The sequence below is a fragment of the Paenibacillus sp. FA6 genome, assembly GCF_051550225.1.
Taxonomy (GTDB): Bacteria; Bacillota; Bacilli; order Paenibacillales; family Paenibacillaceae; genus Paenibacillus_AQ.
This window is the reverse complement of the sequence record NZ_CP188820.1, coordinates 844,913-866,928: the sequence shown is the minus strand read 5'-3', so window position 1 is coordinate 866,928 and position 22,016 is coordinate 844,913. Positions and strand designations below refer to the sequence as shown.

Sequence of the window (22,016 nt, the reverse complement as noted above, 5' to 3'; positions counted from 1 at the left end):
CTTGCCATGAAACAAGCTCTCCGAACTTTCGTTCTTCTCCTTAAATCAATAACAATACCATTATGATTACAAGTCATAATTATGAGGATATCAAAGAATTGTGTGATGATACCTATATTATTAATGAAGGTCATTTAGAAAAGCTGAGTGAAGAGTTGAATGAAAAGTATTTTAACAGAAGTGATAACTAGGGAAAAATGATAAAGCCAATCGGAGGATATTATCTACATTTTTGAACCGAGTTATTCCTATTTTAATTATGCATCATTTGGCGAATCCAATATTATGATTCAAGGAGACATCCCTTCGATGACCGTCAATAAACGAACTCGTCGTTTTCAGTCATCATCAATTATAACAAAACAAGCGATCAATCGAGATAAAGGTTTAGCCGCCCTCTCGAAGATCGCTTGTTTCCAGTTACCACGCTTAGTCACAAATTTATTTTATCGTAAGCGATCAATTTCACCAAACCACAAAATTGCCCATATATTATTTATGCATTTAGTTGAATACTCTTCAGATTTATCATTTTTCGTGAGTCACTTTTTGCATCAGTTGTGGCCATTTTGGCAGCTTTCATGATCCATCACAACAATCAGGACTATTTAAGTAAGGTTATTATATTACGAACACTTACTATATCCACAGTTACTACACGTCTTGCATCCTTCGATGCTTATGAGCGCTGCTGAACCACAGCTTGGACATAGATCACGAGATGTTTGCTTAACGCCGTGATTACGTTGGCCAGAGCCAGCGTTCGCTGATTCTACTGCGCGCGTTGTAGCTGCGGGTGCTGGATCGTGATCATGTTCACTCCCTGTATCACTCTGCACATGAGATTCCAGTGCTTTCGCAACAGCATCTGCGATGGATTCCACACGGTTCGCGCCGAAGCCAATAGCACCGGAACCACCGATTCCTTTAAGATGCTTAATAAGGAGTTCCACTTTCTGCCCATGATCTCCATAACGAAGGAACAAGGAACATACACGGCCCAAAGCCTCGGCCATAGCGAATACGTCAGATCCTGCCTTTCCAACATTTAGGAAGATTTCGCTAGGGATTCCATTCAGATCGTTGATTGTTATATATGCCATTCCAAATGGTGTATTCACCTTATATGTCGCTCCACGAAGGACTTGTGGACGTCTCTTATACTGCTTGTCAACGACTTTCGTCTCTTGCGATTCAACGGTCGCTTCAGACGTCAAGCTTCCACTCAGTGATTCCAGAGCCACATTTTCACCTGCAATGTGATCCACTACTTGCTGCTCTTCTTCCACTTCTTGTGCTACATTGTCCACAGATTCCTTCTCATCTTCCTTCTTTTCTGTGTTTAGAACTTGTACGTCACGGCTACCATCACGATAGATGGTCACGCCTTTACAACCTAGATCGAATGCCAGCTCATAGAGCTCTGCTGTCTCTTCTACAGTAAAGTCGGACGGACAGTTGGCTGTCTTCGAAATAGAGCTATCTACCCAGCGCTGAATCGCTGCTTGTACATAAATATGCTCTTTCGCTGATAGATCCATCGATGTAACGAAATATTCCGGTAATTCCTGACCAGGATGTGCTTCAAGCCATTCCTGTGCAATCGGTACGAATTGCTCATCATAACCTAGACGACTTTGACGATAATATTTGAAGGCGAAATACGGTTCAATCCCCGTTGAAGTTCCAACCATTGTACCCGTACTACCTGTCGGCGCTTGAGTAATGACTGTCACGTTACGCATACCCTTTTCTCTAATAGCTTGACCCACTTCAGGGAAGGCTTCTGTCATATTACGCATAAATCCGCTTTGTAAGTATTTCTCAGCATCGAATGCTGTAAATGAACCTTTCTCTGCCGCAATATCAGCCGATGCCAAATAAGACTCTCGAGCAATAAAACCAAATATTTTATCAAGAAATTCTAACGATTCCGGACTTCCATAACGAATATTCAGCTTAATCATCAGTTCTGCCAGCCCCATAGTACCGAGACCTACACGACGCTCGTTCTTCTGGTTCTTCTCATTCTCTTCGAAGTGATATGGTGTCTTGTTAATGACATTATCCAAGAAACGCACCGAATAACGAGTTGTTGTTGCTAGCTCGTCCCAATCCACATCATGCTTCTGCGCATCGTAGAACTTCGATAAATTAATCGCCGATAAATTACATACACCCCAAGCCGGTAATCCTTGCTCACCACAAGGGTTCGTACAAATAATCGGATTAAAGTACCAGCTGTTAGACATGTCATTATAACGTTCCATGAATACTATACCAGGTTCAGCAGATTTCCATGCCGCTTCCGTAATCGTATTCCAGATTTCACGTGCTTTCACCGTACGATAAGGGATCACTTTGCGTCCAGCTTGCTTCCACTTATCTAAATCGCCATCCCACACTTCATCATAATCAGGCATCGTTGTGTCTGGAAACACTAATTCCCAATCTAGATCTTCTTTCACGGCCTTCATGAACCCATTGCTTACACATACTGACAGGTTAGCATTCGTAACTTGACCCATCGTCTGCTTCACAGTTATGAAATCTAGTACATCAGGGTGCCAATCGTTCATCATCAACATGAGCGCTCCACGTCGGCTACCGCCTTGTTCAATTAGACCCGTTGTATAACTGAATAGACCTCCCCATGATACAGCACCACTTGATGAACCATTCACTCCTTTGACGATCGATCTATGCGGTCGAAGGGATGATAAGTTAATACCTACGCCACCACCGCGTGCCATGATCTCTGTCATCTCCGAAAGTGTATTCATAATACCGCCACGGCTATCTTTAGGTGAAGGAATAACATAACAGTTAAATAAGGTGAGTTCTTCACTTGCACCAGCACCTGCCGCAATCCGTCCCCCAGGAACAAGCTTCCAATCATCCAAAAGATAACGGAACTTCCCTTGCCATTCGGCTTGAAGCTCTGGCGTTTCCTCAACAGAGGACATCGCCTTCGCCAAGCGATCCCACATCTCTTCAGGTGTCTTCTCAATATTCAATGTAAGCTTCTCAACTTGAGACTCTACAAGTTCGCCACTACGCGTCTTCACCGTTACCGATCTACCCTCGCGCTTAACAATTTCGCCTACTTCCTTCGCAGGGAATTTAGGATCATCCTTCGTCAGGACCAGAACCACATCCCCTACCTTAGCGTTATTACTATCCGCATCTTTCCACGCGTATCTATCTAGAAATATCTTCTCACTTAAGCCTTCTAATCGGCTTGTATGCTGTAATTCGCTCAAAAAAACGACCTCCCATTAATGGTATTCATGTTTTGAAATCCAAGATCCCAGATCTACATTCCACAATATATTGTGTTTATAATATTATACTACACTACATATTGTAATTCTATGCCGAATTAGTGAAATTTAAGCCAAGAAAGCTCTTCCTTATTGGACATTCTTCATTTTCCTCCTATAATCTCTTTCTTTCATATTATATTTTTGAAAAACTTCTGGAATACACTCAAATCTATATAGCAAAAAAATCTATAGTTATGAACTCCACTACTTCAGTGCATACTACACCTTACAGTGAATTCCATTCATTCTAAAGGGAGGGTAATCATGGATACGCCAACCACTCATCCTCACATCATTACAACACAAGATCTACCCGTTCCACTAGTTATTGATAATCGTTGGCTTGAAGATTTAGAGAATCGCGTTGATAAAGGCGGTCCCTGGGGAGACTGGCGATTATTCCAATTGGCCGTGCAGGGTGAAGAATCCCGCTTGGTTACCAGTTTTGATGAATTACAATGTCTCAAATATCTACAGGGTCTAATCCCCCTTCCCCATCAAATAGATACAGCACGTAAAGTATTATTCAACATGTCTGGGAGAGCTATTTTGGCAGATGAAGTAGGACTGGGTAAGACGATTGAGGCTGGACTCATTCTAAAAGAATATATCATTCGCGGTCTGGTCTCAAAAGTACTTATTCTCGTACCAGCATCATTGGTTCTACAGTGGGTCCGTGAGTTGAATAGTAAATTTGGCATTCAAGCCGTCGCTCAGAAGAAAGCCTACTCTTGGAATTCAGATATCGTCGTAGCCTCTATGGATACAGCGAAGAGAGATCCTCACAAGGACATTCTATTAGATCAAGAATATGACATGCTCATTATTGATGAAGCACATAAACTCAAGAATAAGAAAACATCGAACTACCAATTCATTCAGAAACTCAGAAAGAAATATTGCCTGCTACTCACAGCAACTCCTGTTCAGAACGACCTTGGTGAGTTATTCAATCTGATCACACTGCTGAAGCCTGGTCAACTTGGTAAACAGGGTGAGTTCTCCACGAACTATGTAGTCGATAAGCGCATCGCTAAGAATGAAGGGCTATTGAAGGACGAACTTTCCAAGGTCATGATTCGTAATCGCCGGGGCGAGGGTCCTACTATTTTCACCAAAAGAACAGTTCGTAATGTCAATCTTCAACTATCTCCTGACGAACAAGCTTTATATGACGGTGTGACTTCTTATGTGAAAGATCAGTATGATGCAGCCGGAAGTAACCTCAGCAGTATGCTGTCCTTAGTGACCCTTCAACGCGAAGTATGCAGTAGCCGTGATGCTGTATTCGTTACGTTAGTAAATCTAACTAAGAAAATGCCAGAGGATTCCCCTCTTCGCACCAAAATATGGGATCTTGTCTATATGATCAAAGAAATTAAGTCCAACACCAAGGCCGAGAAAACGATGGAACTTATTCGCGATATGAATGAAAAGGTGATCGTATTTACAGAATACCGTGCAACTCAAGAGTATTTATTGCAGTATTTTCGTGCACATGGACTGAATTGCGTTCCTTATCGTGGAGGTATGAATCGTGGTAAGAAGGATTGGATGATGGATCTATTTCGTGGTCGAGCACAAGTGATGATTGCTACGGAAGCAGGTGGCGAAGGAATCAATCTACAATTTTGCCATCATATGATTAACTTCGATCTACCTTGGAACCCGATGCGTGTGGAGCAACGAATTGGTAGAATCCATCGATTAGGTCAACAGAATGATGTGAAGATATACAATTTATCTACAACGGGAACGATTGAAGAACATATTTTAAATTTGCTACATGAAAAGATTAATATGTTCGAGACCGTCATTGGTGGACTCGATGTCATACTAGAGCGTTTTGAGAAAAAGGAATCTTTAGAGAAGAGTCTCTATAAAATTGTATTGGAATCCCAATCTGATGAGGAATTAAGACAAAAGGTCAGTACACTTGGTCAAACTTTAGATGAAGTAAAGCGGCAAGTTGAAGATGAAGGCATCAGTAGTATAAGTGACTTAAGAGAGGAAGAAGCATGACATGAGTATGTCTTCTGATCAAGTACAACAACATATGATGATTTATTTAGAGGCCACCGACTGTCAAATCATCGAGAAATCTCCCTATCATATCACGGTGAAGCTATCGCCCCAAGCAGATAAACAACTAACGAATCGTCCCTATTACTGGGGATTTGTTGAGCGTACAGGAGTAGATCCCGAGACTTTGTGCTACACCTTTGTCTTTGATCCCGAACGTTATACTGTTCCCGATGTTAAGCCTGCTCCTGTAATGAATAGTGAGGGGATTCCGCAAGACAGTATACTATCACGCTATTTCGATGTAACACCTACAATGCCTCGCATGGGACCCGGTCGAATTCTACGTGAAGATGTGAACTATGGAAGTCAACGACTTCAACAAATATGGGATGCCGCTAGACGAGAGGGCTCCTCTGTCTATTTATTTGAAGAACCAGGAATCTTGCAGCGACGCGCTCTGTTTTCTGCCGCCTATGAACCTTGGTTAGCGGTCTGCTTCAAAGTAGAGATGACTTGTGATGTGAAGAAAGAACAACTACATTTCATGGGTATCTCTTTGTTAAGTGGCGTCATAACAGAGGATTTCCGTCAACAATTAGTAGGTCGAAGCTTAAGCCCTAGAATTCCAGAGAATGTTCATATTAACCCTGCGGAACTGTCTTTAGGCAAGGCTGCCGAACAGTTACAATCCAATCTAATTTCTTCACTCGGTCAGCTCGATTACCAATGGGCAGATCAGGCACAGGAACGTTTGAAGGATGAGCTCGTAATTATTGATGGTTATTATGAACATATGATGAATGACCCCGATGAAGAGAAGAACAACCACATTCGTGAGCAATACGATGCAAGACGTAGTGAAATGGCATGGCAATATGAGCCCAAAGTGAAGTTGTCCGCCATAACATGCGGTCTATTTCACCTAAGACCTATGCAATAGGGATAGTATGACTTCCATCGCTAAAAGAGGGCAAAATAAGACCCTCTATTTTCATTGACGTCATGACAGTTTGCAACACCCTTTTTAAAGCATGTCCTTTACACTGTAATAAGTTCCCATTAGTGCGTATTCAAAATGTCGACTTTTTGGACAACCTCTATTAGTGAAAGGTGGATTGTATGAACTCCTTGCCTTCAGTATCCAAGTTAATGATCGTCCTGCTCAGTATGCATTTGTTGATATCTACCACTCAGCCATCGACTTCTGTATCTGTTGCCAGTGCTACTGCAATATCTAAAGAGTCCTTTGTCGTGAAAAAGACTACAGTGCAATCTCCCAATGAGCCTTCGGATTGGGCTGTCACAACAGGTCAGAGTTCAATTCCTGCTCCTTCCGTCTTAAAGACTCTTACCGAGACTGTTGTCGAGCAACTTTCAGAACAAGCATCATTCGCTTCTTGGAAGAATTCCGAACTTGGGTACTTCCCGCTAGGACCTGGTACACATAGCTGGCTCGTTACCGTATCCATGAATCAACAAGAACTCGGCTATCTCATCTTCACAGCAGAAGACAGTGATACCCAAGCCTATATACTCAGCGAATACGGACGCAGTCCCTCGGTACCTTACGATCTAACTTCCCTGCATCAGACCTTGATGCAGTCAGACATCATTTCCTCATCATCTAAGTATGCGTACCCAACTAACATAGAGCCTCTCTATGCACCATTACTCCCTTTATGGAAAATATCATTTGGGAACTATGAGACCTTATACCTTAACGCACTAACCATGGACGTCCTTCCTTGGGACGAATCGCACTTAAAGAAGCTCAACCTACAAACTTCTATGCTAGATACCGCACACTTTACTGAACAAGATTACTCTTTTACATCCGCAGCTGCGGTAGCTCGACAAGGGGAAAGAGACCCACTAGCAAATCTCATGTGGATCACAACCCCACGTCTATCGCTGCTATCTGACGACGATATAGTCAACTATATCAATAATGATAACAACTTAATCTTCACGGCACCCTATCATAATGATGATGTGGGCGGACCCTTTGCAGTATCAGGTTTTCAGAAATGGACCTCTAGTAAAGCTACTCCGCAACAGACTATTTATGTAGGTACCGGTCTGAGCGGACAGCGATATCTTCCCTTATCTCTCTTACGCAGCAAAGGGGAATTCCGCGCTTTCCCTGAGTTGACAGAATGATCCTGTTATGTGGATGAAAAGGTTCAATCAAAAAATAAAAGTCAAATATAAAAGATCCTAAAACAAATAATTTAGAATAGTGTGGGTGTCAGGTGCATCCGCACTATTTATTTTATCAGTACCTTGCAATGGATAGTACCATGTGATATATTTTTTTCAGCAAGTACTTCACATGAATCGGTACTATACATTAATTAGTAGTGAGGGAGAAGTTGTTGGATGAATATTCAATTCAAAAAAGGTGTTTTGAATCTATGTGTTCTTGTCCTTCTCGACAAGCAAGATCGCTACGGATACGAACTTGTACAAAAGATTTCCAATCAGATTGCCATTTCGGAAGGTTCGGTTTATCCCCTCCTTCGCCGTTTGACAAAGGAGGGTTATTTCACGACCTATTTGCAGGAATCAACGGAAGGTCCTCCACGGAAATATTACAAGTTGACAGAGACAGGTCGCCAGTATCTTCATGAACAGTTGGCGGAATGGCGGAATTTCACGGATGGCGTGAATACATTGATCGAGGAAAGTTTACGGAATGAATGAAATTTAATTTTCCAACAGATAGTTGAAGCATTGTAATCCAATCAAGAATAGATCAGAAAATTTATTTGGAAGGAATGTTTACATGAATAAGGAAAAATTTCTAAAGGAACTAAAATCAACTCTAACACGACTTCCTATCAACGACCGGCAGGAAATATTACAGGACTATGAAGAGTATTTCACAAATGGACTGTTAGATGGGAAATCCGAAGAGCAAATTGCAACCTCCCTTGGTTCTCCAAAAAATATAGGCAAAGAGTTGTCCGCAACATACCATCTTGAAAAAGCGAAAACTACTGTAACAACGGGTAATATTATGCGTGCAATGTGGGCTCTTATTGGTTTAGGGTTCTTCAACCTTATTATTGTCCTTGGACCATTCATTGCAATACTCGCTGTAATTATTGCTGGCTGGGTGGCAGGCATTGGATTTATAGCAGCACCTCTCCTCGTTTTGCTAAATATTATTATTTACCCAAGTACATTTGAGTATTTCGATTTATTCAGTTCAGTAGCCTTGTGTGGACTCGGTTTCTTCATCGCAATTGGTATGCTATTCGCTACGAAGTCTTTGATGAACGGTTTTGTTTGCTATATGAAATTCAACATGAAACTTGTGAAAGGAGGTTTAAAACATGCTGAACATTAAAAAGCTATCGATTATTGCTTTACTCCTTTTACTAGTCGGTGTTGTCGGAAGTGTTTTGACCTATAATTTAACACAAAAATCCGAATGGGTTACGGAAGAAATCACAATTAAAGATGAGAATTTCACGAACATTAAGATATCAATCAATGATGCTCGGGTTGAACTGATTCCCACAAATGAAGCGGATGCGTTTATCGAAATTTCAGGACGTGGTAGTAGAAATAAGGTTTCGGCTACCGTTCAGGACTCCATTTTATCAATTGTCTATAAAGAAGCGAGTCCTAAACTTTATAATTTCGACATTGTTCCGAAATCAGAAACATTGAAAGTGTATGTACCGAAAAAACTGTATGACACCGTCCAGATTCAGAGCAGCAATGGTTCGATTTCAGCAGAAGATATGGAGGCAAGCGAAGTAAATGTTAAAGCGAATGACGGACGGATTGAATTAAGAGATATTTACGCTGATTCGATTATTATTGAATCCGATAACGGTCGAATAAAAGCGGAAAATATGATTGGCTCTACCATCAAAGCTAAAGCAAATGATGGGCGTATTGAGTTTAAACGCATTCAGGCAGATTTAGTCTCCGCCGTTGCTGATAACGGAAAGATCGGGCTGGAAGAGATCAAAGGCAAGCTCTCAGCAAATGCGAATGACGGGCAGATCGAATTGTTGACAGACTCACTTGATTACCCGATTGACTTCACTACAAATAATGGTCGCATTGATATTTTGACTGCTAGCGAGCCTACAAATGCGACGATTCATGCACAGGCTGATAACGGAAGCATTAAGATTTTCGGCGAAGAAAGATCTAACGTTACAATTGGATCGGGAGAAGTTAAAATCAATTTATCTTCGAAGGATGGAAAAATAACTGTGGAAAACCGATGATTGTCCGTACCACTAAAAGTAACAAAGGTTAATTCTCTTCCCCGTCAGTATCTTGCCATGATGCCTCGGATATGGGATGTCTATTCCGTCTCCACAGAGTCAGACCGATCGGTATCATACCGAACCATTTCGTGGACCAAGGCTCTTTCACAGCTCTACGACGCTCTTCGCGTGGTGTTTCCATGTATGTAACTACTTGTTCTGTAATATATTTCACCAATTTCAGTTCATCCCCCATAACTACTCATCCCCCTTGCTTATTGTTTACATTTAGAGTACTTATGACTAGGTTGTGCAATTAGCAGAGATTTTAAACCAAAAACCGCGTCCTCTCCGAAGTATCGGATAGAACGCGGTTCTTAATTATTACTTACCTAGCAAAATTTTTGCATAAGGTGAATCGATTGGCAACATGATGACTGGTTCGTTCTTAAGCGTCGTCACATAGCTCTCTAAGGTCCGGTAGAAGCTGTAGAATTGTGGATCCTTACCGTATGCCAAGTTATAGATCCTTGCCGCTTCTCCTTCGCCCTCCGCAATAATCTTCTTGGCATCAGCTTGCGCTTGGGCAAGAAGCTCCGTTGACGTACGATCTGCTTTAGACGTTATTTTGCGGGATTGTTCATCACCTTCGGATAAATAACGAGCTGCTATCGATTGACGGTCAGAAATCATTCGATTATATACGCTTTGTTTATTCTCCTCTGGTAAATCGGTACGTTTGATGCGTACATCAATAATCTCAATACCATAATCATCTCTCGTTAATGCTTCAATAACGTCTTTCGTTATCTCATCATTAATGTTACCGCGTTCTGTATTCTCACTAATAATATTCTCATAGTTTACTTCTGATAGCTTACGACGAACAGAGTTGTAGACAGCTTCATCTATTCGCTGAACACCACCGCTAACCGATTGAACAGTTCTTAGAAACTTCGAAGCGTTATTAATACGCCATACCGTGTAATTATCGACGACAATCGGCTTCTGATCCTTCGTTAATATAGTCGTTGGTGAGCTATCATAGGTCATCTGATATTTAGGAAGAGTTGAAAGATTCTCAATAAACGGTATTTTAAACTTTAGACCTGGTTCTGGAACCGCCCTTACTGCTTCACCGAATCTAAGAACGACTTTATACTCTCCCTCCTTGACAACATACATAGATCCCGATGCCAAAATAAGAATAAGTACGACCGATATAAGAGCTACCCAATTGTTCTTCTTCATTGTGCAGCACCTCCTTCTGGAGCAGTTGTAGCAGGTGGTTTGGTCGAAGTAGCTGAACTATTCGAACCACTTCGCATTAGCTCATTTAATGGTAAGTAATTCACTGTATCACTATTGGCATTCGTAATAAAGATTTGAGCATTAGGAAGAATTTTCTCTAAAGTTTCTAGGATCAAGCGGCTTTCAGTAACGTTTGGATTATTCTTATACTCCGTATAAATCGCATTAAATTGAGCCACGTCACCTTCTGCATTTAATATCCGTGACTTCTTCTCACCTTCGGCGTTCTCAAGAAGTGCTTGAGCTTCGCCTCGTGCTTTCGGAATGAGATCGTTCTCATATTTAGCTGCATTATTAATTTTTGTATTCTTCTCTTCGCGCGCATTCGTTACTTCACGAAATGCTTCTGTAACTTGGCCGCTTGGGGGTTCAATATCCTGGAATTTAATATCGATAATTTGGATACCTGTATTGTATTTGGTCTGTAGTTCTAGTAACTTCTCTCTAACTTTATCTTGAATAACCGTCTTACCATCTGTAATTGCATAATCTAATTTCTCTGAACCAATGACAGCACGGATCGAAGAACTTGCCGCATTACGAAGAAATTGCTCTGGATTATCGATATTGAATAAATAATCGCGAATATTACTTATTTTCCATTGAACGACAGCGTCCGCTGATACGATATTCTCGTCTCCCGTAATCATCATCGCTTCTTCTTCAACTTCAACAGATGTAGTCCCCTCTACACGGTAACCGATGTGGATCCGTTGTGTCAGTTCCGCAGGAACCGTTATGACCTGTTGAATCGGATAAGGCCATTTGAAATGTAATCCTGCCGAAGACTCATGCGAATACTTACCGAATGTAAGGATGGCAGCACGCTCTTGCTCTTGCACTGTATAGTACGAAGATGATCCTACAAACAAAATAATGATTGCTGAAGCAATACCGATAACTAATTTCTTTACTGTTCCCGGCTTAAAATCTGGCATCTTTGGACCACCATTACCGTGGTTCTGATCTTGATTACTGAAACTCAATAACATCTCTCCCCTTCTGAACAAATGATTCGCTATAGGGTAGTACGTAAGAACTAGACAATGGTTGCTTCTTTTTCAAAAAAGAATATCTCTATGAATTTTTCCCACATATTTGCACATTCTAACATTCAGTTACTTTGACGAAAATGGAGGGTACATATGACGGATCATCAAGCCAAACTCTGTCGTATTTAACCTAAATATCCACCATTAAATAAGGGAGGTACTGCGAAACAATGATCACTCTATCCAGGAAAAGTTGTCTAGTAGCTATTATTGTAGCTATCGTTTTACTTTGTAGTACATTACTCAACCCAAGCCGCATCATCGCTGCCCCTGAAGATCCAGCACAATCTGCCTTCAACAAAGAAATGATTCTAATTGATGCTGGTCATGGGGGAATCGACGGTGGAACATCTTTTCAGAATATTGTGGAGAAGGATATTAACCTTATTATCGCCAAAAAAGTATTCATGCTCCTGCGAAGTAAGGGCTATGACGCTGTGTTGAATCGTTCTGGAGATTACGCCCTCAGCGACGACAATCATTGGTTGAACAACTCTTCGCGTCACCTTCGTGATTTAGCCCAGCGTAAGGAGTTAAGTCGCTCCATTCCGACACAGATTGTAGTTAGCCTACATGTGAATTGGGGAAAGAGAGCCAATTCACGTGGCCCGCTCGTGTTGCATCAGAATGAAGGACGTAGCTTCCTTCTTGCCAATATCATTCAACAACATCTAAATCCTCTATATGCCACACACCAACAACCTGTATATGGTAAACCGTATTATATTCTCAACTATGTTCTAGACCCAGCCGTTATTGTAGAAATGGGTTTCCTAAGTAATGCTGAGGACCGGGCCATGCTTTGTAATCCACGTAAACAATTAGCCATAGCAGAGGCTATTGTAGCTGGTATCATTAGTTATTTGACGGTAGCATAGGGGCAGGATGCCAGCCCCATACTTCTCTCACAAGATCACTTATTCCAACGAATTCCACATTATCCTTCATATGTGGAATTTGTGCTTTAAGCGATTGGGCAGTTTTATCCCCTTTTGTACTGACGTGACCAATAGTGACACAATACTGATGGTCCTTGGCCCATAATTCTACCGCTTGTAATTGCCTATTAATATGACTGCTCGTGTGAACATCATCTAAGAAAATATGATTAGCTACAGGAGGCATGCCCATTTGGTTCGCAAGCTTACCAACGATCGAACGATAATTGGTACTGCTATCAATGTAGACCAATCCTCTTTCTAGACAGACCTGCATCACCACAGACATAATTCTTTCATCGCCTGTTATTAGGGAGCCCATATGATTGTTCATTCCAATCGCATATGGAATATCATCAATCGCATCTTCTACCCGCTTACGAATCTCTGTATCACTAAGTTCTGATGTTATAGCTCCAGGTCCAAGCCAGCTCGCTTTCCCATGCTTAGGCTCCATAGGTATATGAACAATGACATCATAGCCATTCTTATGGGCTAACTCAGCATCCCGATGACTTGTTGGCAGGAACGGCATAATGGCCACTGTTATTTTGACAGGCAATGTAAACATTTCTTCTGTTCCATTCTGTCCATTACCGAAATCATCAATGATCACTGCAACCTTTGGCTTGGCTTGAGAGGTTTCAGTACGCACTTCCGCTGCTTCCGCATTTCCAATGTTCCAAATCAAGCTAAACCCAAGACAGACAATTACCCATTTACGACATTGTACAAACCGACTACATATTGAACGCATAGAGATCACCCCTTCTTACTTCTGCTTTCATTGTTTGAGTAAGGAGGGGTATTTATGTATCAGAGCACTAAAAAAGGCGTACTTCCAAAATTCCCAAGCAACAATCTTTAGTGCTTTTGGCTTGTTTATTCAAATATGTGGCCGACAACAGATCATTCCTTTTTTGCCTGTCGTCTAAATCTCCAAATGATAAATGCCGCTGTTGCGATAAGTATCATATTAATGAAGATAATGATAATCCAAAACATCAGGTTATTAACATTCTCTGCTTGCCACTCGTAATGGTTTACATTCCCGTGGCTGTCCCGAACATCGATCTTAAGTGATTTGTTCACCCCATCGATCCGAAAATAACCATTGCTGTCAGGGGTATAGGAACGCCCCTCATACAATATTGTAGCATCCAGGTCTGTGAAGCCGCTGGCATAGCTACTCTCTAGCTTCTTATGGCTCGCTTGAGGCTGGATCATAGACAACATTGGTGGCGTATAATCGATCAGATATCGTCGCGAGTATGACTGCAACGCACCACCATCATCCTCCATGATTAGCTCTATAATATGATCTCCTTCCGCAATTGGGAAACTAATGATGACCCCCTTGTCCGCTAATCCTTTAACTACACGACCATCGTAGAGAATTCCCAATGCTCCATCAACTACTTGTACATGAGTATCTGTTTGAAGTAACAGTTCTACTTGAATCTGTTGGACATTGATCTTCTCTTCATCATATACCCATTTAACACTGTCAAGGCTCCAATCACGATGCTTCATCTCAAAGTCAGGAATGGGAACAACCTTAGTCATCGTTTCATTAGCAAAAGCTAACTGAAGTGTTCCACTGTAGACACCTTCGTCTTTAAGTCCAAGGTTTATTCGATAGATTTGAGATTCCTCTAAGACCGTCAATGGTTCCGGCTGCCTCTTGCCAGTCTCTTCGTACAGAATTTTCACATCTTCTTCAGATAATTCCGCCCATTCGTCTTTTTCTGCATCAATCTTTAGTGACTGGCCATCCGCTGATGATAATTCAATAAATGCTGACTCCCATCGTAAGCTGTTAGGTATTTCAACGAATAAATTAACTGAATCTCCTAGCGACTCCGTGTGAAGCAACTGAAGAGCATCATACGAAATTCCCCGATTAACCTGTATGATTACCTTTGGGTCTATCTCTTGTCCGTCAGGTGTTTTGTTATCTGCCTTGAGCAGTAGAGTATAACTTCCATCAGCGATTGATGTCGGTAGCCCTAGTTGATAGCCATTAGAATTCAAAGAAGTATACCCAACATGCATTCTTTGAGAGCTGCCTTCGGGCAATAAATACATATGCATCTCATCCGATTCATCGGCGTCTCCTGCCGTACTCCATACCAACTCTATCGTCTCGTCCCCCACTACCACAGTCGTATTCGTTGGTGATACCCATTGCGTTACAGGTAGTCGCTTCTCTTTCTTGATGCTGATCGTATAATCCGCTGCTTTTCCGTCAATGTGGAGCTTATATTTCCCAGCAGGCGCCTCATTTATGAGCCAACGCCTATCATTATCCGTACGTAAATAAAGCACTTTCTTACCATTGAAAAGATTTGGCTGATACTTGGTACCGTCTGGTAGCTCCAACTCCACCTCAAAATTATCGCCATCCGCTGGGGTTACAATCAACTGTACATTGTATTGTTTTTCTTCAAACTCTACATTTTTCACTAGAGTTGCTGCATCAGCCTGTCCAACAGCGATTACGTATACGCTGATTAGAATCATCAAGCTGAGAATCATTTTCCTCACTTCTTCATTCCTCCAGGTATTGAGTAAGCTACTTGTCCTTCCATTGAAGGAATGCGTTAGCCGCTTCAACGTTAAAGTATCGTAAAGTTATTTGTGTATTCCTCTTTATTTCTCCCAGTAGCGCTATGAATTGCCCATCAAATAGCCAGCTTCGTGGAATTTGTATTTGTGCTGATCGATTAAGGAGTTTATCCTTTGTGCCAAGTGTAAGCATAAATCGGTCCGTATATGTTTCTCGCACCTCTTCCCGAAAATCCGGACAACGGTCATGAATCTCGCGGAAAGTCTGTAACTTATTTTTCTCGGAATAATATACGTCTTCATTTGCGGAGAACGTGCGTGGATCACGGGTAAAATCAATGGTAACCTCACCGACACTTGACCATTTCCAGTAGGCAAGAACCTTTGGGTGTAGGTTCTTAACCGCATTGATGTAAATACCTTCTTTGTCTGTCAACAGATACGTAACCGTCCTACTACTAGCATCCACACCAGTATCTCCAACAGGTCTATGAATCGAGCGTAGCCAGAATGCTACAACTCCAATGAAACCTAGAACGATAGCCGCATTCTTCAACCAGCTGCTGGGTCCTTCCATTGATTCAGGCAAGAGGTCTCGAAGTAAGTAGTATTGGCCATAGCATCCTATTGAAATGATAGGAAACGCAAAGATTGACATGCAACCCATGCCCTTATTACCACCGTCCACGCCGTTCACTTCAGAGTGATACCTTGCGAATTCCCATTCAGCATCACTACATGTATAAATTCGCTTCACTCATCCATTCCTCCTTAATCGATCAGTTATCGGTACACTACTGGATCTGCTCCCAATTGAATATGAGGTGAGAACGTCCACGCTTCTGCCTTCACATCCAAATACGAATTCTCAAAGCGAACCATGTTCACGAAGGTTATAAACTTTCCATCAAGACCCATAATATCAATGGTTCCATTGACATTTAATGTTGTATCTCCTTTATAGTTGATATCTCGCCACAGAAGTCTGCTTGTTCCGTTCAGCTTAAGAGGCTCTATTTTAACAGATGAATTAATCTCATTCTTATCAAAATAGAGAGTCGAGTTACCCATCTCAAAACCGATGACCTTTTGCTTCAGCAAACCGTTAATGGACCAGCTATCTGTACCTAGGTTTAATGCACCAGCCTCGCCCTCCACACAAAGAAGACAAGCAGATTCGGGCAAGTTGACAAGTGGAATTTTGTTCACCCATTTGATCACTTCCTGTGTCGGACCGTCGGCAATGGTGCTGATCTCAGTCCCCAATGCACCGCCAAAGCCATTTCTGAAGTCCATACCTATCTTGAATCCACGAACAGCCAATCCTGATTGCCCCAAAGCTATTCCCTTACTTCTATTGATACTTACCTCTCCCGCTTTCGGAACAAGGCTTGCCTGCCATCCAAGCTTGACCCCAATTTTCGATAGCTTTAAATCACTTAAATCAAATGATAATAACTTGATTTTCCCCTGATCAGCAGAGCCGCCAATATCAACACCAAGATCCAGCTTGGCTAGACCATGTACATAACCAACCGATGCTTTAACAGAACTAATGTTTACTAATTTCTTTAGATCGACCTTAATCGCTGCCTCACCTTTCACAGCAATCGTCTCTGGGCTGTAGCCAACTTCCAACAAAGCATCTGTCGGGAGAAATTTAAAGGTTTCCACTAGCTTTTTAGTTAGCTTCATATGCAGTCCCTGAACATTGCCGAATCCTTTGATGCTCATTTTTGATTTCAGCGTCCCGCCTTTAGTCCCACCATATTTTGCTTCATAAGTGATTTTCGGATTAAGATACACTTCCAGCCCAAATTTAGCGAATGTTCCTTTATCCAGCACATCACGAACAGAATTGCTTCGAGTAATCGTAAATGTCTTGCCGTTGCTTCCTACCGTCATCTTTACATCATCAGGGAAGAATCGCTCTGTCAGATTTCCAGCATCGGTGCCTAGAGCAGGCAACAATCCAATTTTCGTTCTATCCACATCAACTTGAAGACCACTAAAGGATAGGACAGTACGATTATCCAATAGCATCTGTCCTCTCGTATCATAGAGGAAATAATCAACGGAAGTATTCCCAACGATGATTGACTGATTGTCTCTATCCTCAATGAAATCACCATAGACCCGGGAATCGCCGAACACGCGAAAATCCTGCTCTCCGGAGATCGCAACAGAAAGTTGATACGTGAGCTCTCGTTGGTCTTTTCCTATCAGCTTTATCGGATGGGCTCCAATAGATAGATTATTACTAACACGAATATCCAATCTACTGTCGCTAACGCGTTTAAATACAATATCTTTTTTATCAAAATTTACTTTACTGACTTGATCCAGGCCTTCGCCAAGTATTTGAACTTCCGTTGTACCCAGACGAGAGGCTGTTATACGGTTGGGAAGCGTACTTGTAATAGCAAAATTCATATCATCCGTGGAAGAATCCTCAATTCTTATAGTATCATCTGCCTCAGTAGCAGCATCCGTATCCAGTTCATTCCCACCAATATTATAGGTTTTGGTAGCATCCGTATTCTTAGGCCCTCGCAATGTTACTCGATGATGGCCTTTCTTCATTGGATCAAGTATATAAGATACCTTGTAGGAGCTTTCCAGAGTCTTACTGATCTCTGCAAAGTTGCTCATGAGATCTACCAAACCCGATGCAGATACGTATTTACCACCCGTTGCTTCCGCTACATCCCTCAGTGTCTCATACCCCGTATTGAATCCCACCGCAAATATCGTAATTCCTGCCGCATTCGCACGGTTAATTATTTCTGCACGTGTCCCCGCCTGAGAAAAGTTACTGTCCTCTCCATCGGATACCATAAAGAGCAATCGTTCTCCTCCTATCCCAGCAATGAGTTCGATCCCTGTTCCAAAGGCACCCGCAATATTCGTTCCCCCTCCCGCTTGCATACTTCCCACCGCTGCTGATACAGCTGTGTGGTTAGATGTAATTGGGCTAAGGACCGAGCTACCATCACTAAACGCAACAACACCGACCTCTTCTTTCCCACTTAATCCTGCAACAAAGTTTTGAATAGCAATGATAGAGGAGGAGAGAGGATCTCCTTCCATCGAACCACTCTGATCAATAATCATGACGATGTTGCGCTTGTAATGAACCGAGTCTCCAATTTTCTCAACCTTGAAATCCTTTACGATGTGTTCATTATCCTGAATCTTCATACTCGAAGGCGTTAATTGATCTAGATTATCGGCATTCACATACAGTTCAACGCTTCCATCTTCAGATGCATGAATAGAGGATATGCGAATTCGAGACTTATTCAGGTGAATCAATTCATTGCTGAGGTGAACAGCAAAGCTTCGTTCTTGGTCTGTAGGTACCACTTCCTTCAGTCGGTTTCCTCCCAAGGTTCTGAAACTCCGATACACGTCTGCCGTTAGCGCATTTCTCTCCTGTAACTCTGTGAGTGTCATCTCATTAGGCTCTGGCAGTATTTGAAGTGACTGTATGTAATATTGCTGTTGAAGCGTTAGCTGACTACTATCATCTGCAATGCTATGGATCAAATCAGCAGATTTATCAGCCTGATGGTTCTGATAATAATACATCGATAGTAGATAATCCTTTTGCTGACTCTGCACAGGTAAAGAATCGAGTATCACATATGCAACATGCTGTGCCAGCTCCTGGTTGGACTGAATATTGGCTTGTTGCTCATCTCCTACCTTCACTTCACTAGACCATTCATTGAATAATCGTTTCCATTCCCGATCAGCTCTCAGCTTCGCCTGCGAGTAATGCGGAAGTAGCTTTAGTTCCACATTCGGGATAGGATGCTGTGAATTCAGCAACAAAGATCCAAGGAGTAAAGATGGTTCAACTGCACTGGGATAATCTCGAACTAAATCCGTCAGCAGGTCTCTCGCTTGTTTCTCGTCCCCCATATAAATGGCTGTCTTTGCCATCTCAACTCGATACAATGGATCCGCAGGAGGATCTGCCATAACATCAAGGTACATTTGATTCACAATGGCAATTTTGTTCTCCCTGTCGAGAGTAACACCATCACTCACCTTATAGAGGTAGTTAAGCCGATCTGGGTCAAGCTCCGCCAGTATAATCATTTCCTTTTCTACGGAATCATTAACAGAACGCTTCAGTCGATCAAGAATCGATGTAACGCTCTCCTTAACCAAGGTTGTTAGCTCCTGACCGTCAGCCACAACGTTTACCTGATTTAGAAGCTGGTCAATTTCCGACTTTGGCATCAGTGTCTCACTAATCGAGACACTAGCAAGTTCCTGTAGGATCGGAAGTCCTCTTTCTTTTTGATCTGCACCTAAATAAGCAAGCCCGAGGGCAAGCTTGATATCGTTACTTGGCTGCGCTTCCCATAGTTTCTTCGCTGCAGACAGAGCATATTCTGGGTGATCATTATCCTGCCAGTACAATTGCTTGTACAACGCAAAGGGTTCCTTAGGATTGACCAATTCTTCTCTACCCATGTCTCTAAACATATCGACAGTTGCGAATCCCGTAATGATTACACCAACAGTAACAACGGATAGAATACCCGATACTGACCTCCCCGGCTTATACCACTTCAAGGAAACTACAATCATTACCATGCAAATGGCTCCAACAACCAAAGTGATGAGAAGTCCTATTATATAGATGTTACTCGCAATCATTTAGCTACCTCCTTTCTTCGCAGAATCAAGCGTTGAAATCCAAATGATAGAGCTAACAAGAACACTGTTGTGATGGTAAGCGCGAGTAATACCTGTAAGAAGGAAAACCCGATGATCCCCCTCGAGTAGGAGGTAAGCTTATATTCCACATTTAAAAATATAGCAAGCAAGGTTGTTGATAGTACGACTGAGATTACAGCAACTCCCCATGTCCACCAATTCTTCAACCGAATTCGACTCAATGCATAGAGATAAGTGATGAGAAACGCTCCATGATACCATTTAACCCGAATATCACTCTCTAGTGTAGACAACCATTCTGACACACCATTATCATCTTTAGTGATCGCTGTTTCTTGAAGGGATTGACTGCCTGTCAGCATACTCATCTTAAGTGGTTCACGGATGTCCAACATAGCTGCTGTGAGCGGTCCACTCACTTCCCAAGCACCTCCCAATGCATAAATCTGCTCTTGCAAAAGAACATTGGGCAGTATAGCGTATACAGCCGGGTCGTTTTGATACACTTTCCAAACATTGCCCATTGTAAGCACCTCTGTACTAGACAACTTGTTCGGTGTCGACAAAGACCAGCTTCCGATCATTAATCCGCCGATAAGAACATGAAAGCCCATAACCGTTAATGTAAAAGTACGAAGACTTCCCGCTAGCGTCATCCACTCAGGACGAGCATTCCATTTCCAACCGCCTAGTCCAGCTCCACCGGCTAGCAGAGCTAGAATAAATGAAGTTATTAAGATAGGCACAACAGACGCTGACACCGTTAGGGAATACTCAGATTCCCCCATAAAATAGGTACTTTTAGTTCGAAATATTAAAAGCAAAAGAGAAATAAGTATACTGTATACCCCACTGAAGTAGATTAGCCAGAGCAACCGCGAAATCGCTCTCCCTGTATATTTACGAAAGATAGGCCGAAGCAGGAACATGACAAGATAGATCAGAGAAGCTGTGAAGAGCAATGATACAAGGAGAGGTATGTTTATGTTAAATGAAAATAACCCCTCTTCAGCACCCACGCTCGCCCCCAGATATTCTCCTCGTATATAACCTCCATGCATCAGTACCATCTGTAACCAAAAGTCATGACTCATCCGCTCTGAAAAATAGGCAGCCTGCTCAGGTGAGAGACTTACTACCTGCTTCAATAGATGATAGATGAAATCCGTGAAAAATGTTCCCTTTCTAACTAACCAACCAAATAATATAGAGATGGCGACAACTAGAGCAACCGTTCCCGTCGCTGCTGCACTTAGACTAATCACAATCCTTTTCGATACAGATTGTTTACCATATGTATGCTTTGTTTCGTTTGCTGTTTCGTTTGTTGCTTCATTTGTTACTTCGTTTGTTGCTTCGTTCTTTACTTCCATAATAGATTCTGTATCTGTATCTGTACCGTTCTCCGTCTCCAATACAGCTATTTGGTCACATTCATCAACAGCACTCAACTCTTCTTCTGGAATAGTAGTTACATCGTCAAAAGATGTTATACCCGTCCGAGTCCCACACTTTGCACAAAAATTCCTTGTCACAGAAGCACCACATGATTTACACTTCATACCCAGCTTTCAGCTCCTATTTTTGTTGCGGACAGCAAACTTTTTTATTATCATCCAACAACCCACATTACAAGCGAGTATATACTAATAGACAAAATCAGACAATATCTTTATTTAGTTCAAATACCAACATTCACTCAATCCATGAAGGCACCTCGACATCAGACCCTCTACATGTTCGCTTAATCTTCTTCTTGTAAGGAACATACCAATCTCTACGATTAATTACGATAAAAAAGAAAAGAAGCCTTATAAATCAAGGCTTCTCCGGTTTAATTCCATAATGATGCGATCAAGAGGACTCGAA

General features: G+C 42.0%; 16 protein-coding genes. 7 read left to right on the top strand and 9 right to left on the bottom strand.

Annotation, left to right across the window (positions count from 1 at the left end; genetic code table 11):
• Positions 1-626: 626 nt before the first annotated feature.
• A complete protein-coding gene (locus ACP8HI_RS03900; protein WP_438349824.1) occupies positions 627-3,263 on the bottom strand; it encodes an adenosylcobalamin-dependent ribonucleoside-diphosphate reductase in 2,637 nt (878 codons plus the stop codon).
• Between the two features lie 327 nt (positions 3,264-3,590).
• On the opposite strand from ACP8HI_RS03900, the gene ACP8HI_RS03895 reads away from it, so the two are divergent.
• From ACP8HI_RS03895 to ACP8HI_RS03870, 6 genes are all read left to right on the top strand, one after another.
• Entirely contained in the window at positions 3,591-5,348 is a 1,758-nt protein-coding gene (locus tag ACP8HI_RS03895) for a DEAD/DEAH box helicase (protein WP_438349823.1), read from the top strand.
• Between the two features lies 1 nt (position 5,349).
• On the top strand, positions 5,350-6,291 hold the full coding sequence (locus ACP8HI_RS03890) for a YqhG family protein (protein WP_438349822.1): 942 nt from the start codon (positions 5,350-5,352) through the stop codon (positions 6,289-6,291).
• A gap of 179 nt (positions 6,292-6,470) precedes the next feature.
• Positions 6,471-7,511, top strand: a complete 1,041-nt coding sequence (locus tag ACP8HI_RS03885) for a hypothetical protein (RefSeq protein WP_438349821.1) — start codon at positions 6,471-6,473, stop codon at positions 7,509-7,511.
• 219 nt (positions 7,512-7,730) lie between these two features.
• Positions 7,731-8,054, top strand: a complete 324-nt coding sequence (locus tag ACP8HI_RS03880) for a PadR family transcriptional regulator (protein ID WP_438349820.1) — start codon at positions 7,731-7,733, stop codon at positions 8,052-8,054.
• 82 nt (positions 8,055-8,136) lie between these two features.
• Positions 8,137-8,703: an HAAS signaling domain-containing protein gene (locus tag ACP8HI_RS03875; protein WP_438349819.1), complete on the top strand. Its 567-nt coding sequence runs from the start codon at positions 8,137-8,139 to the stop codon at positions 8,701-8,703.
• On the top strand, positions 8,690-9,601 hold the full coding sequence (locus ACP8HI_RS03870; protein WP_438349818.1) for a DUF4097 family beta strand repeat-containing protein: 912 nt from the start codon (positions 8,690-8,692) through the stop codon (positions 9,599-9,601). The genes ACP8HI_RS03875 and ACP8HI_RS03870 overlap by 14 nt, the downstream gene beginning before the upstream one ends.
• A 28-nt stretch (positions 9,602-9,629) precedes the next feature.
• On the opposite strand, the gene ACP8HI_RS03865 is transcribed toward ACP8HI_RS03870, so the two are convergent.
• From ACP8HI_RS03865 to hflK, 3 genes are all read right to left on the bottom strand, one after another.
• Positions 9,630-9,839 carry a YqzE family protein gene (locus tag ACP8HI_RS03865; RefSeq protein WP_438349817.1) on the bottom strand — a complete coding sequence of 70 codons (210 nt, stop codon included), beginning with the start codon at positions 9,837-9,839 and terminating at the stop codon, positions 9,630-9,632.
• Positions 9,840-9,967: 128 nt separating this feature from the next.
• Positions 9,968-10,834, bottom strand: coding sequence for a protease modulator HflC (gene hflC, locus ACP8HI_RS03860; protein ID WP_438349816.1), 867 nt, complete (start codon positions 10,832-10,834; stop codon positions 9,968-9,970).
• Positions 10,831-11,880, bottom strand: coding sequence for an FtsH protease activity modulator HflK (gene hflK / locus ACP8HI_RS03855; protein ID WP_438349815.1), 1,050 nt, complete (start codon positions 11,878-11,880; stop codon positions 10,831-10,833). Before hflK ends, hflC begins: the two co-directional genes overlap by 4 nt.
• A 236-nt stretch (positions 11,881-12,116) precedes the next feature.
• On the opposite strand from hflK, the gene ACP8HI_RS03850 reads away from it, so the two are divergent.
• On the top strand, positions 12,117-12,824 hold the full coding sequence (locus tag ACP8HI_RS03850) for an N-acetylmuramoyl-L-alanine amidase family protein (protein WP_438349814.1): 708 nt from the start codon (positions 12,117-12,119) through the stop codon (positions 12,822-12,824).
• On the opposite strand, the gene ACP8HI_RS03845 is transcribed toward ACP8HI_RS03850, so the two are convergent.
• The 5 genes from ACP8HI_RS03845 to ACP8HI_RS03825 form a co-directional block, all read right to left on the bottom strand.
• On the bottom strand, positions 12,802-13,641 hold the full coding sequence (locus ACP8HI_RS03845; RefSeq protein ID WP_438349813.1) for a divergent polysaccharide deacetylase family protein: 840 nt from the start codon (positions 13,639-13,641) through the stop codon (positions 12,802-12,804). The genes ACP8HI_RS03850 and ACP8HI_RS03845 overlap by 23 nt on opposite strands.
• 152 nt (positions 13,642-13,793) lie before the next feature.
• The gene (locus ACP8HI_RS03840; RefSeq protein ID WP_438349812.1) at positions 13,794-15,431 is read right to left on the bottom strand and encodes a hypothetical protein; all 1,638 of its coding nucleotides are present in this window, start codon (positions 15,429-15,431) and stop codon (positions 13,794-13,796) included.
• 28 nt (positions 15,432-15,459) lie between these two features.
• Positions 15,460-16,209, bottom strand: coding sequence for a hypothetical protein (locus tag ACP8HI_RS03835; RefSeq protein ID WP_438349811.1), 750 nt, complete (start codon positions 16,207-16,209; stop codon positions 15,460-15,462).
• A 26-nt stretch (positions 16,210-16,235) separates the two neighbouring features.
• A complete protein-coding gene (locus tag ACP8HI_RS03830; RefSeq protein WP_438349810.1) occupies positions 16,236-20,126 on the bottom strand; it encodes a vWA domain-containing protein in 3,891 nt (1,296 codons plus the stop codon).
• Positions 20,123-21,709 carry a hypothetical protein gene (locus ACP8HI_RS03825; RefSeq protein ID WP_438349809.1) on the bottom strand — a complete coding sequence of 529 codons (1,587 nt, stop codon included), beginning with the start codon at positions 21,707-21,709 and terminating at the stop codon, positions 20,123-20,125. Before ACP8HI_RS03825 ends, ACP8HI_RS03830 begins: the two co-directional genes overlap by 4 nt.
• Positions 21,710-22,016 lie beyond the last annotated feature (307 nt).